General features: G+C 37.2%; 10 protein-coding genes. 9 read left to right on the top strand and 1 reads right to left on the bottom strand.

The window, feature by feature from the left end; genetic code table 11:
* The 8 genes from LX92_RS18595 to LX92_RS18560 form a co-directional block, all read left to right on the top strand.
* A protein-coding gene (locus LX92_RS18595) for an IS3 family transposase (RefSeq protein ID WP_244915948.1) occupies positions 1–1,032 on the top strand; the annotation gives its coding sequence in 2 pieces (ribosomal slippage) (positions 1–170 and positions 170–1,032; 1,033 coding nt annotated over the 2 pieces). This gene is flagged as partial in the annotation.
* 577 nt (positions 1,033–1,609) lie between these two features.
* Positions 1,610–5,830, top strand: a complete 4,221-nt coding sequence (locus LX92_RS18590; protein ID WP_223308401.1) for a hybrid sensor histidine kinase/response regulator transcription factor — start codon at positions 1,610–1,612, stop codon at positions 5,828–5,830.
* A gap of 143 nt (positions 5,831–5,973) precedes the next feature.
* Complete coding sequence (locus tag LX92_RS18585; RefSeq protein WP_109653842.1) at positions 5,974–9,021, top strand: SusC/RagA family TonB-linked outer membrane protein; 3,048 nt, start codon at positions 5,974–5,976, stop codon at positions 9,019–9,021.
* Positions 9,022–9,041: 20 nt separating this feature from the next.
* Complete coding sequence (locus LX92_RS18580) at positions 9,042–10,523, top strand: RagB/SusD family nutrient uptake outer membrane protein (RefSeq protein WP_109653840.1); 1,482 nt, start codon at positions 9,042–9,044, stop codon at positions 10,521–10,523.
* Between the two features lie 117 nt (positions 10,524–10,640).
* The gene (locus LX92_RS18575; protein ID WP_109653838.1) at positions 10,641–11,690 is read left to right on the top strand and encodes a glycoside hydrolase family 130 protein; all 1,050 of its coding nucleotides are present in this window, start codon (positions 10,641–10,643) and stop codon (positions 11,688–11,690) included.
* On the top strand, positions 11,690–12,931 hold the full coding sequence (locus LX92_RS18570) for an MFS transporter (RefSeq protein WP_109653836.1): 1,242 nt from the start codon (positions 11,690–11,692) through the stop codon (positions 12,929–12,931). The genes LX92_RS18575 and LX92_RS18570 overlap by 1 nt, the downstream gene beginning before the upstream one ends.
* Positions 12,918–14,693 (top strand): hypothetical protein, encoded by a 1,776-nt coding sequence (locus LX92_RS18565; protein ID WP_170117893.1) that lies wholly within the window; start codon positions 12,918–12,920, stop codon positions 14,691–14,693. The genes LX92_RS18570 and LX92_RS18565 overlap by 14 nt, the downstream gene beginning before the upstream one ends.
* Positions 14,694–14,976: 283 nt before the next feature.
* Positions 14,977–15,255 (top strand): glycoside hydrolase family 30 beta sandwich domain-containing protein, encoded by a 279-nt coding sequence (locus LX92_RS18560; RefSeq protein WP_109653828.1) that lies wholly within the window; start codon positions 14,977–14,979, stop codon positions 15,253–15,255.
* 574 nt (positions 15,256–15,829) lie between these two features.
* Here LX92_RS18560 and LX92_RS22940 read toward each other — a convergent pair.
* Entirely contained in the window at positions 15,830–16,018 is a 189-nt protein-coding gene (locus LX92_RS22940) for a transposase (protein ID WP_394340353.1), read from the bottom strand.
* Positions 16,019–16,206: 188 nt separating this feature from the next.
* Here LX92_RS22940 and LX92_RS18550 point away from each other — a divergent pair, with 188 nt between their 5' ends.
* Complete coding sequence (locus LX92_RS18550) at positions 16,207–16,593, top strand: DoxX family protein (protein WP_109653824.1); 387 nt, start codon at positions 16,207–16,209, stop codon at positions 16,591–16,593.
* The last annotated feature ends 1 nt before the right edge of the window (position 16,594 follow it).

Genomic DNA, 16,594 nt, shown 5'->3' with positions numbered 1-16,594 from the left:
GGGGGTCAGCGAGGCCACTTTTTACAATTGGAAGAAGAAATATGGAGGTCTCGGGGTCTCGGAACTACGTCGCTTGAAGAACCTCGAAGAGGAGAACTCGCAATTGAAAAAACTCGTTGCCGACCTTAGCCTTGACAAACAGATCCTACAGGATGTACTGAAAAAAAAGTTCTGAGGCCAGCTCGAAAACGGGAGATGGTCTGCAACATACGCATGGAGTACAATATCTCCATAAACCGTTGTACCAGCTTGGTGCTGTTGCACAAAAGTGTGTTCTATTATAAAACGCAGGGGAGGAACGATGAGCTTCTTCGGATGCGTATGAACGAGATAGCCGCCACAAGGGTCAGATATGGTTTTTGGCGGATCTACATCCTTTTGAGACGTGAGGGTTTCATGGACAACCATAAGCGTGTTTACAGGGTTTATTGCGAGGAAGGGCTGAACCTGAGGTCCAAGCGGCCCAAAAGAAACCGTTCTGCCGCACATAGGCAACCAAATGAAGGCAACGCCTCCAGTTTACATGAGTGCTGGAGCATGGATTTTGTCTCTGACCAGCTGTACAACAGCAGTAGGTTCAGGGGCTTGACTGTAGTGGATAATTATAGTAGAAAATGCCTTGCCATCCATGCAGGCAAGTCCTTAAAAGGAAGTGATGTGGTACAAGTCATGGAAACCATTACCTTTGGGGGCGAAGTGCTTCCAAAACGCATAAAAGTGGACAACGGCAGCGAGTTCATCAGCAAGGTATTGGATAAATGGGCTTATGAAAATAAAGTGGAACTGGATTTTTCAAGGCCTGGAAAACCTACCGACAACCCGTTCATAGAGAGTTTTAATGGCTCCTTTAGGGATGAATGCCTGAACGCCAATTGGTTCTTTTCCTTGCATGACGCACAAGAGAAATTTGACCATTGGAGAGAAGATTATAACGGTTTTAGACCACATAGCTCGTTGGGGGACATGTCCCCCAACGAGTATATCGAAAAGAATCAAAATAGCCCGGATTCTCTACTTTTGACCGGTACATAATATGGGAGGAGGTCAAATAGTCCGGGTTCTCTACTTTTGACCGGTACATAATATGGGAGGAGGTCACTTTAATGAAGTTTTAGAAAACTAAGCAGTTCTAATTAGGGGAAGCTTACAAACCAAAGAGATTTACCTTTATAGAAATGAAGCTCGATTGCCTTCGGATCATTATCCGTTTATAACGATTTTAACTTATTAGTTACATAGTGAAATCAGGAATAAGTCATAATATACATTTATGAGTATATTCCAGGAAAGTCATAAATGGGGTTGATTCATTATGATGTCTAAAAGTAAGGAGATATGAGCTTGTTAATTTAGTTTGTAGTGGGGGTAAAAGGGAATTGTCGCCCATTTTCTGAGTTAGTTCTTACCATGCTTCATTTTTTTGAAGTCCGGCTTTTTTGTAATCATCAAATCATCAATGTATTTCTATTATTTTTAATTACATAATCATTAATGTTATTCAATCAATAAACTGGGATTCGTACCTTTACCTTTGTTATTTGATTTATTCCATTCTGGTCTTATGAATCATTGCTAAAAGTTTTAAACCACAGTTATTGTTAACTCAATTTTGATAAAAAAAACACTACTTATAGGGCTGATCTTATTTGGAATCATTTCTTGTAATAGGAAGTATGAAACGAATGCTGATAAGAATACAATTACGCAAGTTCCAGAAGAACCTGGATCAGGAAATCCCAGTACCGGTTTGGGCAATGTTACGGATTCAGCCGGGACATTGGATTTAAAATATTCCTTTACACAATTAGACAATACGATGGGACTTTCAAATAGTTCCGTCAATGCCATTTTTCAGGATTCGGATAATATATTATGGATAGGAACTTGGGATGGTTTAAATCGTTATGACGGAAGTAAATTTAAAATATTCCGTCCGGATATCAATAATGATAACAGCTTAAGCAATCAGGTAATTCTTAAAATCGACGAAGATAATACCGGTCATATTTGGGTATTGACGATGCATGGAATAAACAAATACAATAAAAAAACAAATACATTCCAGCGCTATTTCTTTTCAAATAAAAAGAATCAGCCTTTATCCGAATCTGAATTTAACATGGCTCTTGATGCTTCAAAAACAGTGTTTTGTGCAGTTAAGGATTGGGGAATTGGCTATTATCTAAATAATGGTTTTCAACAAATGGAATTCGAGCACTTACCTGAGGAAGCCGTAAAAAAAATGATAATCAATACTTCAGGAGATTTACTTGTATTGTTTGAAAATAATCAACTACACCTATTAGAAATAAAAACCAGAAATAATGGAGAAAAATATATTTCTCAAAGTGAGTTGATTTCTGATAATGTTCGTGATTTTGAAATACTTCAAAATCAAAAGATATGTGTTATTTCAAAAAAGGGTACTGCAAAAGTCCATTCCTTGACGGATAGGGATTCTTTAGGGATTATTCAAGAGGGTGTTCAAAATATAATCGGAGTTACTCCTGATGGGCTTATGCTATCCAATACATCGGAGTTTATAATTGTTGATAGTCTTGGGAATCATGTAAAAAAGTCATGGATTAAATTTCTCAAAGGTAAAAAGGTTACAACGATACTACACGGTAGTGAAAATGTATTATGGATAGGTACCGATGGAGATGGGATTTTTAAATTATATCCATTACAAAAATCATTTAATCTAATATCAAAAAATCAGGTGTCCGAGTTTAGTGAAGGTATTGTGAGGGCATTTACTGAAATAAAGGGGAATTCTTTTTGGGTGGGAACCAAAGGAAAAGGGTTGTTCCGATTTCCGGCTGATTTTTACGAGAATAATAATAGCTCATTAAAATATACTAATTTCAATGAAAGCAATAGCAATATAAATAATGCCGTTTTCGCGTTACACAGTGGACGGGACAGTCTAATGTTTATAGGGACTGACGGTAACGGAATCGATGTTTTTGATTTAAAGAAGTCAAAACTGGTCAGCTGGGCGAAAATTTTAGGTAGCACTGAGTGCGAATACTTTAAGTCTACATATACCATTTATCAAGATAAAAAAGGTTACTTATGGATTGGCACAAATGGCTTTGGTATGATTCGCCTCAAAATAGAGCGGTCCGGTGAGGAACTAAGGGTAATCGAATTTAAAAAGTACACAGCCGACAATGTCGAGGGAAAATCATTGAGTAGTAATGTTGTGTTTTCTATTATTCCTAAAAATGAGGATGAGCTTTGGATAGGGACCCGACTAGGAGGTCTAAATATATTAAATAAAAAGTCCGGCCTTGTCAAGGTATTTGTAAATAAAAAAAGCGATTCGGAAAGTATATCCAGTAATGATATTTTATGCCTGTCCACAGATTCCATGAATAGGCTTTGGGTAGGTACGAGTTTTGGATTGAATCTTTTGGAAGAATTCAAAGATAACGGTGAAGCGGTTTTCAAAAGATTTACCGTAAAGGAAGGACTTCCCAATAATACAATTCACGGAATTGTTCCGGATATAGATAATAACTTATGGATTAGCACAAATTTTGGCTTGTCAAAATTTATATTGGATGAATCCAAATTCATCAACTTTATAAAAAATGATGGTTTACAAAACAATGAATTTGCTGATGGGGCCTTTTATAAGAGTTTAGCATCGGATTTTATTTTCATGGGGGGTATTAAAGGGTTTAACTTTTTTTTGCCTTGGAAAATAAAAGAATCGACATATGTTCCAGATATTCTAATTGATGATATTAGCGGTCAGAATAAAGAAATCCCTTATTATCAAAGCCTGGTTGTTTCTTCGGAATCCAATAGTATCCCATCGATTGTTTTAGATCATGATCAAAACTACTTCGATGTTGAATTGGCGGTCCTCACTTATATCAATAGCGAAAAATGCCAGTACGCATATCAATTAAGTGGATTTGACCGCGAATGGGTAAACATTGGTAACCGAAGGAATATTTCTTTTACTAATGTACCGCCGAAAAATTATTCGCTGTGGTTAAAGTGGACCAATAGCGATGGAATATGGAGTGATCCTATACAGGCCATTGATATTGAAATAAAGCCTATATTCTGGCGTTCAGACCTTGCTATTCTGTTGTATGTCATTCTTTCAGTTCTTTTTTTAGTGTTTATATGGAGTTATTTCAACAAACGCAATAAATTGAGACAGAATATTCTATTCCAAAAAAGGGAAGAGGAAATTCATCAAAAACGCATTACTTTTTTTACCAATATTGCCCATGAATTCCAAACCCCGCTAACGTTGATTATTGGTCCTGTTCAAAAGCTGTCGGAATCCTTTGAAATAAGTACTAAAAATCAACGATTTATCAAAATGATCCAGAGCAATTCCTCTAGATTACTTTTTTTGACCCAACAGCTTTTAGAGTTTAGAAAAGCGGAAGAGGACTATTTGGATGTTACCGTCAAACGCTTTGACCTAGTTGACGTACTTGAACAAATTGCAGAATTGTTCGATGAATGGGCACTAAAGAAGAAAATCGATTTTGTGGTTACGATACCATCAGAAATAATAGGTTGGTTTGATAAGGATAAAATTGAGAAAATAGTGTTCAACCTATTGTCAAATGCCTTTAAGTATACTCCTGAGAAAGGGAAAATCCAATTAATATTTACCATTGAGGGGGCAACTAATAACTCAAAGGAATTGAAGATTAAGGTAATGAATTCAGGAAAAGGAATCCCTAAAAATAAGTTGGATTCACTCTTCAATCGATTTTCATCGACAGATATCATGAAAAGCTCGGAGCATGAGTTGTTCAGAACTGGGATTGGACTTGCATATATCTATAGACTGGTTCAGGTAATGAGAGGCACGATACAGGTTTTTAGCAAAGAGAATAGACAAACAACCTTTACCGTTTCTTTACCGTGTAGCAGGGAAATGTTTAGAGAAAATGAAATGGACTCAGATGAAGGAGAGGTTTTTATATCCCATTATCTTCAAAATGTATTGGAAGCCCTCCCTACCGAAAAGGATAATTCCTTAAATAAGGTATCTGCGTTGGAATCTATTTTAAGCAAACGAAAAAAAGTACTGGTAGTCGAAGATCATGGGGAAATGCATGGATTGCTAAAAGAGTTATTGGCAGATAAGTATACGGTGCTTACCGCATACAACGGGCAGGAAGCTTTTGAGATTGCTGAGAACCAGCTTCCGGATATTATAGTAAGTGATGTCGTGATGCCAGTGATGGACGGAATCGAACTTTGCAAAAAAATAAAGAGAGAGACCAAGACCTGCCATATTCCTTTTATAATGCTTACGGCAAGTAGCTCTGTAACGAGTAGAATCAAAGGGTTGGAAAGTGGGGCGAATTCATTTATACCAAAACCGTTTCATCCAGATCATTTAATGGTCAGGATTGAAAAACTTCTTGAAGAAAGGGAATTAATGTTCAAACATTTTAACAAGGATGTGTATGGGGATAACCTATACGATCTTCCTATTGGGAATGAGGACAAGGATTTTATAAACAAGGTAATCGACATAATCCGTGACAATATCGATAACGATAACCTACAATCAAAGTTGATTGAGAAAGAATTGGGCATAAGCAGTTCACAATTGTACAGAAAAATAAAGAAAATTACGGGTTTGTCGCAAGGGGATTTGATACGGACCACAAGACTAAAACATGCAGCGGATTTATTGAAGAAAAATACCTTGACCGTTTCTGAAGTTTGTTATCAATCCGGCTTTAATAACCGATCGTACTTCTATAGGGAGTTCAATAAGATGTACAATATTACTCCTAAAAATTACCAAATTAAATATAGTCCAAAACTTAATTAGAGATTTAACAACCTGTAAAACAGATTGTTGTGGTTTAATGTACACTTTTGAAAAAATAGTGTACATGTTTATACGTGCGTAAAATTAAGTTTACCATACTATTTGAACAGAAAAAATAAACTAACTAAATCTACTTAAGTATTATGAAGAAAAAAGGTGTTTTTAGAAAACTGATTCTTATTGCTACCTTGTTCTGGACGGGTATTTTTTATGCCCAATCAGTTACAGGTGTGGTAAAAGACGATCAAGGCCCTTTAGTGGGGGTAAATGTTGTATTAAAAGGGACTTCTATCGGGACTTCAACTGATTTCGACGGGAATTACACTTTTAACCATGTGGATTCGGATGCTATATTGGTTTTTAGTTACATAGGATACGACACCATAGAGATTCCTGTTAATGGAAAAGGCAATATTGATGTTGTAATGACCGTGGATGCAAAATCTCTTGATGAAGTAGTCCTTGTGGGGTATTCGGTAAGGAAAAAATCGAATTTAACAGGAGCTGTATCCACAGTAGACTTGTCCGATATGGAGAAAACAAGGGTAACTAATGTGGCTAAGGCCATGCAAGGACAAATTGCTGGGGTACAGGTGACTTCTAGCACTGGTGCACCAGGAGATGCAATACAAATTCGAATTCGTGGTGTAGGAACCATTGGAGACAATAACCCATTATATGTAATCGATGGTATCCCCACCCGGGATATAAGTTTTTTGAACCAAGACGACATTAAGGCAATGACCGTTTTAAAAGATGCGGCGGCAGCGGCAATATACGGATCAAGGGCTTCTGGAGGGGTTGTTTTAATTACAACAAAGAACGGCACAAAAGGGAAAGTGAACTTTGATTTAAATTTTTTTACGGGGTTTAGCAAAATTGCCAACCTTCCAGATATGTTGAATGCCGATCAATATATCAATACGCTTGAAAAGGCATGGAACAATACATATACAGGGACAAATCCTTATACAGCAGATAGAGGACGATCTGATTTTTCTGACACTGATTGGCTTGATGAGCTGTTTGAAAATGGAAAATCACAGAGTTTGCAGTTTACGGCCAGTGGAGGTAGTGACAAAACACAATTTTTGATATCATTGGGATATTATGGCCAAGACGGTGCCGTGGTCTATGACCATGATAAATACAAAAAGATAAACTATAGAACCAATATTAATACAAACCTGACGGATCGCCTAAAGTTAGGTACCAACCTACAGTTATCTTACTCCGCACAGGACAAAGTTGCCTCAAAAGGAGAGAGTCTTATTCGGTATGCTTTGTTGAGGGCTCCTATAACATCGGTTTATAAGGATATGAATGATCCTACGTATTCAGAAGAAGATCCATTTACCGATTTACCTTTTTATACAGAAACCGGTTATGACCAGGCCAATATGAGATCGCTATATGAGGTTGTGGGAAATCCAATTGCACAAGCGTACTTTACCGACGATGTTCGTAAAACATATAGAGCTTTCGGAAATGTCTTTGGCGAGTATTCGTTTTTGAAAAATAAAGAACTGGTTTTCAGAACAAATGTAGGAATTGATTTTGCAGCATACCACAATAAGGCATTTTACCAAAACTATGGAGATGATGATGGTTCGGGAAGTGAAGTAGATGCGGGATTGGGCAGGCAAAATAGACCAAGTAGTTTAAATGAGGAAAGAGGGGATGCCCTTACGATTACGTTTAACAATACACTAAATTACACAAGGACATTTGCAGAAAAACATGATTTTTCCGCATTATTGGGTACAGAGTACATAACCAATTATGAATCGTCCATTGGTGCAAGTAGGGCACGCTTTGCCTATACCAATGATGAATTTCGATACTTGGATTATGGTGAAAGTGATTTGGATCTCTGGAACTCGGGTTCGGCATCTGAATGGGCTTTGTTCTCTTATTTTGGCTCGGCATCCTATTCCTATGATAGAAAATATATGGTAACAGCGAATCTAAGGGCAGATGCATCTTCAAGATTTGCCGAAAACCAGCGTTGGGGTTATTTTCCTTCGGTTTCGGCTGGGTGGAAAATTTCAAATGAAAAGTTCCTAGAGGATGTTGATTGGTTATCCGATTTAAAACTAAGGGCCAGTTGGGGTCAAGTAGGGAATCAAGAAATAGATAATTATACCTACCTGACTTTGATAAGCCAAACAGACGGTATTGTTACCGTAGACCGTTTTGGTAATCCAGATTTAAAATGGGAAACATCCACCCAATCAAATGTTGGGGTCGATTTAAGCCTGTTCAATAATAAATTAGCCATGTCCGCTGAATATTTCAATAAAAGTACTACAGATATATTATTACCGATTAGTTTGCCTTCAGTGGTTGGGGATGTAGAATCTACAATATTGAATGCAGGTGAAGTAAGGAACCGTGGTTTTGAATTTTCCGTGAATTACAAAAATTCGGACAATGAGTTCAAATACAGCATAAACGCAAATTTGGCCACCTTGTCCAATAATGTGGAAAAACTTCATCCAAACTTGCCATATATTTCAGGAGATGTTAGCAGGTCACAAGTGGGTCAACCATTGGATGCTTATTTTGGTTATAGAATGATTGGTATTTATCAAAACCAGGCCGAGATAGATAGTCACCTAAGCGGTACTATAGGAGCCACGGACAAACCTGGGGATATTAAATTCAAGGATTTGAACAAAGATGGGGTAATCAACTCGGATGACCGGGAATTTATAGGATCCCCAATACCGGACCTGACTTACGGGCTCGCTTTTTCATCTTCGTACAAAGGGTTTGATTTTTCGTTTCTTTTTCAAGGAGTACAGGGAATAGATAGATATAATGATGGAAAGCAGATTGTTGATTATGACACAAGGCCATTCAATTATTCTACGGCCATTTTGGGCGCATGGGACGGTGAAGGAAGCTCTAATTCCAGGCCAAGGGTGACATTTGAGGATAACGGAAGCAGCAAGATATCGAGCATATTCGTAGAGGATGCCTCATACCTACGTCTAAAGAACATGGAAATTGGCTATACCATTGGAGCGCTAAAAGGGCTTAAAGACGTTCGTATTTACATTTCCGGTCAAAATTTATTCACTATAACCGACTACACAGGTTTAGATCCAGAAACGGTGGACTTGAAAGATCAAGGTACATATCCATCATCAACGTCGGTTTTGATAGGTGCTAATCTAAAATTCTAATCTTGAAATTCTTAATTATTATGAAAAATATATTTAAAAGTATTGTTTTGATACTCTTCTTTACAGCCTTGATTGGCTGTGAGAATGAACTTGAGAATGACCCAATAGGACTTTTAACGATTGATCAAGTTGATTCAGACCCATCTTCAATTACACTGGAATCTTCTGTAAAATCAGCCTACGATCCTTTAAAAAGTACTCTGAACGGAATTATTTCTGGATGGAAGTGGACCGAAGGGACGGTTTTCAGAAATGACATTATATTACAGGACATTGCATCAAATGATATGAATAAAAAATGGAGTGCTGACGGTGATCAGGCCTGGATGGATGAATTGTCCGATTTTAGTTTCACTTCTGAAAACCAAGCCTTTAATGGAATATGGGTGTATGATTATGAAGGCATAAGCAGATCCAATATTGCAATTAGCCTTTTGACTAATGCGGAAGTCGTTGAAGGGGCCGGAATGAACGAGGCCCGTAAAAACCAATTATTGTCAGAGGCCTATTTCTTAAGGGCATATTATTACTTTGATCTGGTAAATAATTTTGGTGATGTGCCACTCGTACTTAGTTCTCCAGAGTCTTTTGAGGAAGCTTTCTCGCTATCGGTAAGAGCGTCTTCAGATGATATCATGACTCAGATAAATCAGGATTTGACTGACGCAAAGACCATAGCGGTAAATGACAAATATCCTGATGCGGAGGAACCTTGGAGGGCTTCAAAGGGAGCTATTATAGCATTACAAGCAAAAGTTGCTCTTTTTGCTGAAGAATGGCAAACGGTATTGAGTCTGGTCTCTGAATTGGATGCCCTTGGAAATTATAGCCTTAATACGGAGTATTTTGATAGCTTTGATGTAAACCTTGAGTTTACCGATGATGAAGTGATTTTTGCTTATGACCATCGTTCCAATGAGATCCCTACCAATGATAATGGACTTAGATATTTAATCGGATGGGGATTTTTTGCACCAACGGATGACTTTATAGCTTCCTTCGAACCTAATGATCCACGATTGCTTTATACCACTACTGCGAATCCTGACGATAAGCGTTCCTTCAAGATTATAGGCTCTACTACTGATATGGTTGATGATGGAAACAGGATTTTTATCAGGTATGCTGATGTATTGCTTTGGAAATCAGAAGCGCTAAATGAAACAGGTGACTATAACGGGGCTATGGAGATTGTTAATCAAATTAGGGCTAGGGCAAGAACCAGTACTACTGCAGATGGTTCAATTGTCCCTTCTGGAACATTGGAGGACAGACCTGTTTCTAATGATGTGGATGAAATCAGGAATTGGATAATGTTAGAAAGAAGGGTAGAACTAGGTTTTGAATCCCATAGGTTTAACGACTTGAAAAGGTGGGGCAAGGCAAAAGAGGTACTGTCCAATTTGGGGAGGAATTTTCAAGATCATAACTACCTATTTCCTATTCCCCAGAGAGATATTGATAAGTCCGGAGGAACAATTACCCAGAACCCAGGGTATTAAATAAATCGGATTACTTAAATAACAGAGTTGTTTGTTTAGTTTTTAAAGAGAAGTAGTATGTATTTTATATCCTACTTCTCTTTTAAAAAAGTCACCCATCTCTAAATTCAACAAAAAATGACAGATATAGCAAAAAGATATATTGGAAACCCATTATTATCACCTAAAGATTTAAAGCCTAGCAATGAGAATATGATTATTGAATGTTTGCTCAATCCGGGGACATTCGAATTTAATGGTAGGATTGGACTATTGATAAGGGTTGCCGAACGTACTGTGCAAAAACCTGGATTTGTTTCCATACCAATTTATAATCATAATGGGCTGGTCGAAATTTTGGATTTTAGTCTGGATGATCCAAAATTAAACAACTCTGACTCAAGAGTCATTAATTATGATGGGGTGGATTACTTAACGACGATTTCCCATTTAAGAATTCTTTTTAGCGACGATGGAATTATATTCTCGGAGTCAGAGGAATATCCTGCACTTTTTGGTGTAGGAGCATATGAAAGTTACGGTATCGAGGACTGTAGGGTTACAAAAATAGAGGATATCTATTACTTGACTTATACTATGGTATCGGCTAATGGGGTCGGAGTTGGATTGAGAACTACCAGGAATTGGAAGGATTTTGAAATGAAAGGTATGATTTTTAGTCCGCATAATAAAGACTGCGCCATTTTTGAAGAAAAAATAAATGATAAGTTTTATGCATTACATAGACCTAGTAGTCCGGAGTTAGGCGGGAATTATATTTGGATTGCTGAATCACCTGATGGCGTCCACTGGGGAAATCACAAATGTATTTCTAAAACTAGGGCTTTTAAATTTGATGGGAAAAGGCTTGGGGCGGGAGCTTCACCTATTAAAACAGTAGAAGGCTGGTTAGCAATTTATCATGGGGCAACAGATGAAAATAGATATTGTCTAGGTGCTTTATTATTGGATTTAAACGATCCCTCTATCGTAATTGCGAGGTCAGAGGAACCCATAATGGAACCTTTGGCCGAGTATGAAAAAACCGGGTTTTTTGGCAATGTCGTTTTTACGAATGGCCATTCTGTAAATGGAGACGAGATTAGCTTATACTACGGAGCTTCCGATGAGCACGTATGTCTAGCAACCCTTTCTATTAAATCTATACTAAAATCACTTAAGAAATAATGGGAGTTGTTGCTAAAATAGGAATAAAGGATTTTTCAAGGAGTGCAAAAATATTGATCTTAACAAATTTGGTCTATGCATTTGTTATGCCTGTAATAGATATTTTTGTTGCATCCTACATAATGAGGAATTCAAATGACCCTTCAAAAGTAATGTTGTATCAATTGGCAATATACACAGGTATACCCATTACTTTTTTCATTAATGGGTATTTGCTTAACAGGGTAAATATTAAAAGGTTATTTTCTTTGGGTATGCTTTTAAGTGGGGTGTCCATGATATTTATGATGTCGTTAAAAGAGATTTCTTATACGGGTTTGGTTTTGGCCGGTCTTATAATGGGAATGTCTTTTGGTCTGTATTGGTCAAATAGGGATTATTTGGTACTTGCGACCACATCTGATAGAACTAGAAATTTTTATTATGGACTTGACACGTTTTTTTATACAACCACAGCAGTTGTAGTACCAATTGTAATAGGATGGTATCTAATGACAGGCAATGGAAGTTCTAATGAAGGGGTAAATTCAGGGTATAAGGTAGTAACAGCAGCTGTCTTTGTTTTTACCATTATCGCTTCAATTATTTTTCATTTTGGGAAGTACGAAAAGCCAAGGAGTGAGAAGTTCCTTTATTTCAAGTTTCACAAACTTTGGAACAAAATGCTTCAAATGGCGTTGTTAAAAGGATTGGCTCAAGGTTTTATAGTTACTGCACCGGCCATTCTAATGATGAAATTTTTTTCATCGGAAGGAGCATTGGGTACTGCCCAATCCATCGGTGCAATAATTGCAGCCATTATAATGCTCATTTTAGGAAAATTATCCAAGCCAAAGCATCGACTGAAAATTTTTAGCTTTGGTCTTATTTGTTTCTTTTTGGCATCCTTGTTCAATGCCGTATTGTTTAATTCTACCGGAGTGATAATTTTTATTTTTTTACTTTTGATTGCCCGACCCATTTTGGATATTGCCTACTTTCCAATCCAACTTAAAGTAATTGATATACTGTCTAAACTAGAGAACAGAAACGAATTTGCCTATATCCTAAATCATGAATTTGGGTTATACGTGGGGAGGCTTATAGGGGCAGGTACATTCCTAGGTATCGCCTTTTTTGGAGATGCCGATATTGCGCTACGGTATGCTCTATTAATAATAGGGACATTGCAGCTTTTGGCCATATTGATCGCAAAACAATTGTTAAAACAACAAACTAAACTAGAAAATGAAAATATTTAATCGTTGTATCGTCCTCTTATTAACCTTAAGCCTTGGACTTGATTCATGTGAAAAAGCGAGTAAGGAGCATCTATTTGACGTTCCTGATCCTATTGATCAGTTAGGTGTTCAAAGGATCGATTCCATGCCTAATCTGCCAAAACCCTTCAAAATTTTGGAATTTAACAGTTTGGCAAAAGATTATGACAAAAAGGTTTACGATGAAAATCAAACGGGGGAATATTGGCCTTTAGTTTGGATGGATAATTCTAGAAAAAACTTTGACCAAGAAACTTATGGAATCTATACTGCCATGGGTGATGTTAGACAGGGCAAGGAACATTATGATGGTATTTTTCACGAATCGCTTGCTAGTATTGGATCTGTACTGGGAGCAAGTTTAGTGGGCATTGATAAGTCCAACCAAAACGATTACAACTATGTAGGGATGTTAAAGAACTATTACAATAGTGAAACCAATTGGAACATAATGATGAACAATACCGGACCCGAAGTGGCTCAGCTAGGAGGTGGCTATGCTAGGGATTGGTGGTATGATGTTTATCCCAATGTAATGTTCTTTGCAGTTGCTGACCTTTATCCGCAGGAAACAGAAAACGATCCTATTCTCAGGTCAGTGGCAGATAAGTTTTATGCAGCCGACTCCGTGTTAAACGGTAACTACGATTATTCTTTTTTTGATTATGCTACCATGCGACCCAATAAGACATGGATATGTACGCAACAGGATGCAGCGGCAGGTCATGCTTATGTGCTGTATTCGGCTTATCAAAAATTTAAGGATACAAAATATCTGAAAGGGGCCAAATCATCATTGGAAGCACTTTTAAATCAGAAGGAGAACTATTTTTATGAAATTTTGATGCCCTTTGGAGCTTATGTATCTGCTAGAATGAATGCGGAGCAGGGGACCGATTATGATTATTCAGAAGTTTTGGATTGGACATTTGATGGCAATTCCACTTGCCGGGAGGGCTGGGGTGTCCTTGTGGATAATTGGAACGGGTATGACGTTTCCGGGCTAGTGGGGAGCACCAAACATAATGGGGGTTTTGCTTTTTTAATGAATACATACGACACTATGTGGCCACTTGTTCCTATGGTGCGTTATGATCAGCGGTATGCCAATACCATCGGAAAATGGATGCTCAATGCGGCTAACGCTTCTAGGTTATTTTACCCATACGAAATACCGGACGACCATCAAACGATTCCAGAAGAGAAAGAACATACTAAAGGCGTAATTGCTTATGAGGGCCTAATAAAAAGTTCGCATTATGAAGAAGAAGGCTTATATCTTGATTTAGAAGCCCCAATAGCTATAGGGGATGGAATGAAGTGGAATAAAGCTAACCCTAAAGTTTCCCAATTCAGTGTTTATGGGAGTGGGCATGTTGGAATTGCAGGCGCCATAATTGCTAAGACCAATGTTGAAAATATACTTCAATTGGATTTATTGGCTACAGACTTTTATAGAGATCAGGCGTATCCTAGCTATTTATATTACAATCCAAATCCCGAAATTATGGAAGTAACTATTTCTGTGGGTTCTAAAGAAGTGAAAATATATGATGCAGTCAAAAGGGCGTTTATAGCAAAAAATGTTAAAGATAGTTTTTCGTTTAATGTTGATAAAGAAAATTCTTCCTTACTGATATTAGTCCCTCAAAATACGGTAATAACAGAGAAAAATGGGAAGCTATATGCTGACGATACGATAATAGATTACAGATATTCCAGTTCTGACAAAAAATCGCAATAAGGGTGAACTATATAGAATTATTGTTTGGTTCCTACGATGTAAAAACGTGTGATAGATATATACGTTAAAAGGTTAGTTTGTTTCTAATAGTGTCCTCTACGGACCACAGCAACTTATAGTGTTATTTGAAATTGAAATACTGATATTCAATTATATATAGGGTATAACGAAAAATTTGACCCAAATTAATATAAGTATAGGATCAATGCCGAATGCTAGGGCAATTCTATGATCAAAGATTTCAAAAGTGGTGTCATAGGGGTGGACCGATTAGAATATTTGAATGGATGTAACAGGAGGTTCAAACCTTGTTCGGAATATATTCTTTGCCTCCGTGCAGGTCGATACGAAAACGGGTGAGTTACTATCTACGTCCACGAATTACTCCATAGGTTATTATTTAAGGTTCATAAGTCCAGAAGCGATACGGGTAAGTATACCAATAAGTGTGAGTTTCATAGAAAGTACCACGTTTAAAGACACAGATGGCTCCATGTTTACTGTTGTCATGAATAAAACAGATGATACAATTATTTACAGCTTAGTAATTGGGGATAGTTAGGTTGTTCTGGAAGTAGAGAACCCCAAGCGAAACAATCCATTATTTATTATAATCCTAAATGATCTTTGATTCAAGGAATCTTAAAATCCCTAATAATCTACACATAGCTTTTATCCTTAATCATAAGTTGCAGTTCATTCATGTCGTATGCAGGATTTCAAACATTAACCATTGAAAAAAGACAGCGGGCTTACGGTATCATAGAGTCATAAAAAAATGTTCTCTGAAAAGTTTAATAAAGTTCCGTCGTATTGCATCTGAGTTGTTTGACAAACGAATTGCCTAAATAGTCCCCAACTCAGAAAATAATTCTTTAGACAAAGGGCTATGTTGTCTTACCTTTTTTTCATGCTTCACTTAAACCAGGGGCATTAATCTATCAGCTTTAATTTGGGTTTGCGATGGTCAGAATGGATTAGGACATAATTCAGGAAAATAAAGTTGAAAGTTCATAAAAGCGTTGTTTTATGAGCCTATATTTATCCTGTTGCCCTAGGAGAAGATGTCTATCGCCTTTTTTAGGATATCGAGCTCGATCTCCACCTCCCTTAGTTTTTTCTTGAGTTCGGCTATCTCACGTTGCTCGTCGGTCAAAAACTGTTCTCTCGGTATTTTTTGCCCCCATGCGCCAACGTCCCAATACCGAGACCGATCGGTTCAGCCCCAGTTCCCTGCATACCTCTGCAGCATTGCCTCTGGCATAGCTCAATTCGACAGCCTTTTGCTTGAACTCCGTTGTGTACTCTCTTTTTGGTTTTGAAATGTTTTCAAAGTTAATTCAAACAGCCAACATGCTCTTATCTAAATGTCCAGTCAAATGCAGAAAGTCTATAAATAAATTACTTTGAAATAACATCCACACATTATAAAATATTGTTAAAATCATTAAAAATAAATGAACGTTCATTCATATTTGTATATTTGCACTGTACAACTCAATAAATTATATCAATGAAACATCTAATATTGGCCGTGGTAAAAATATTATTGGCAATCTTTATGGTATATGGTGGAATACAGCATTTCGTGAAACCAGATTTTTATATTCCGTTTGTCCCTTCCTTTTTACCTTATGCTATGGTGATAGTTTATATCTCTGGCCTCGTGGAAATTGTTCTGGGCGTAGCTTTGTTATTGAACAAAAAATATGCGAAATTTGGAGCTTTAGGAGTGCTGTTGTTAATGATATTATTTTTACCAATACATATCTGGGATGTGTTTTCTGAAAATCCTGCGATAGGCAGTCATAACGCGGCTTTGATTAGGCTTCCTGTCCAATTTGTGTTAATTGCATTGGCGGGAAAAGTCTATGGTGTGTTGTCTACTAAGAAAATATAAT

The sequence above is a fragment of the Maribacter polysiphoniae genome, from assembly GCF_003148665.1.
In the GTDB taxonomy this organism is placed as follows: Bacteria; Bacteroidota; Bacteroidia; order Flavobacteriales; family Flavobacteriaceae; genus Maribacter_A; species Maribacter_A polysiphoniae.
Note: the sequence above shows the minus strand (reverse complement) of the source record. Positions and strands in the feature narration are given on the sequence as shown.

Coding starts and splice junctions, on each gene's coding strand:
- LX92_RS18575 (WP_109653838.1), top strand. CDS start 10,641: ATGACAGATATAGCAAAAAGATATATTGGAAACCCATTATTATCACCT.
- LX92_RS18585 (WP_109653842.1), top strand. CDS start 5,974: ATGAAGAAAAAAGGTGTTTTTAGAAAACTGATTCTTATTGCTACCTTG.
- LX92_RS18550 (WP_109653824.1), top strand. CDS start 16,207: ATGAAACATCTAATATTGGCCGTGGTAAAAATATTATTGGCAATCTTT.
- LX92_RS18560 (WP_109653828.1), top strand. CDS start 14,977: ATGGATGTAACAGGAGGTTCAAACCTTGTTCGGAATATATTCTTTGCC.
- LX92_RS18565 (WP_170117893.1), top strand. CDS start 12,918: ATGAAAATATTTAATCGTTGTATCGTCCTCTTATTAACCTTAAGCCTT.
- LX92_RS18570 (WP_109653836.1), top strand. CDS start 11,690: ATGGGAGTTGTTGCTAAAATAGGAATAAAGGATTTTTCAAGGAGTGCA.
- LX92_RS18580 (WP_109653840.1), top strand. CDS start 9,042: ATGAAAAATATATTTAAAAGTATTGTTTTGATACTCTTCTTTACAGCC.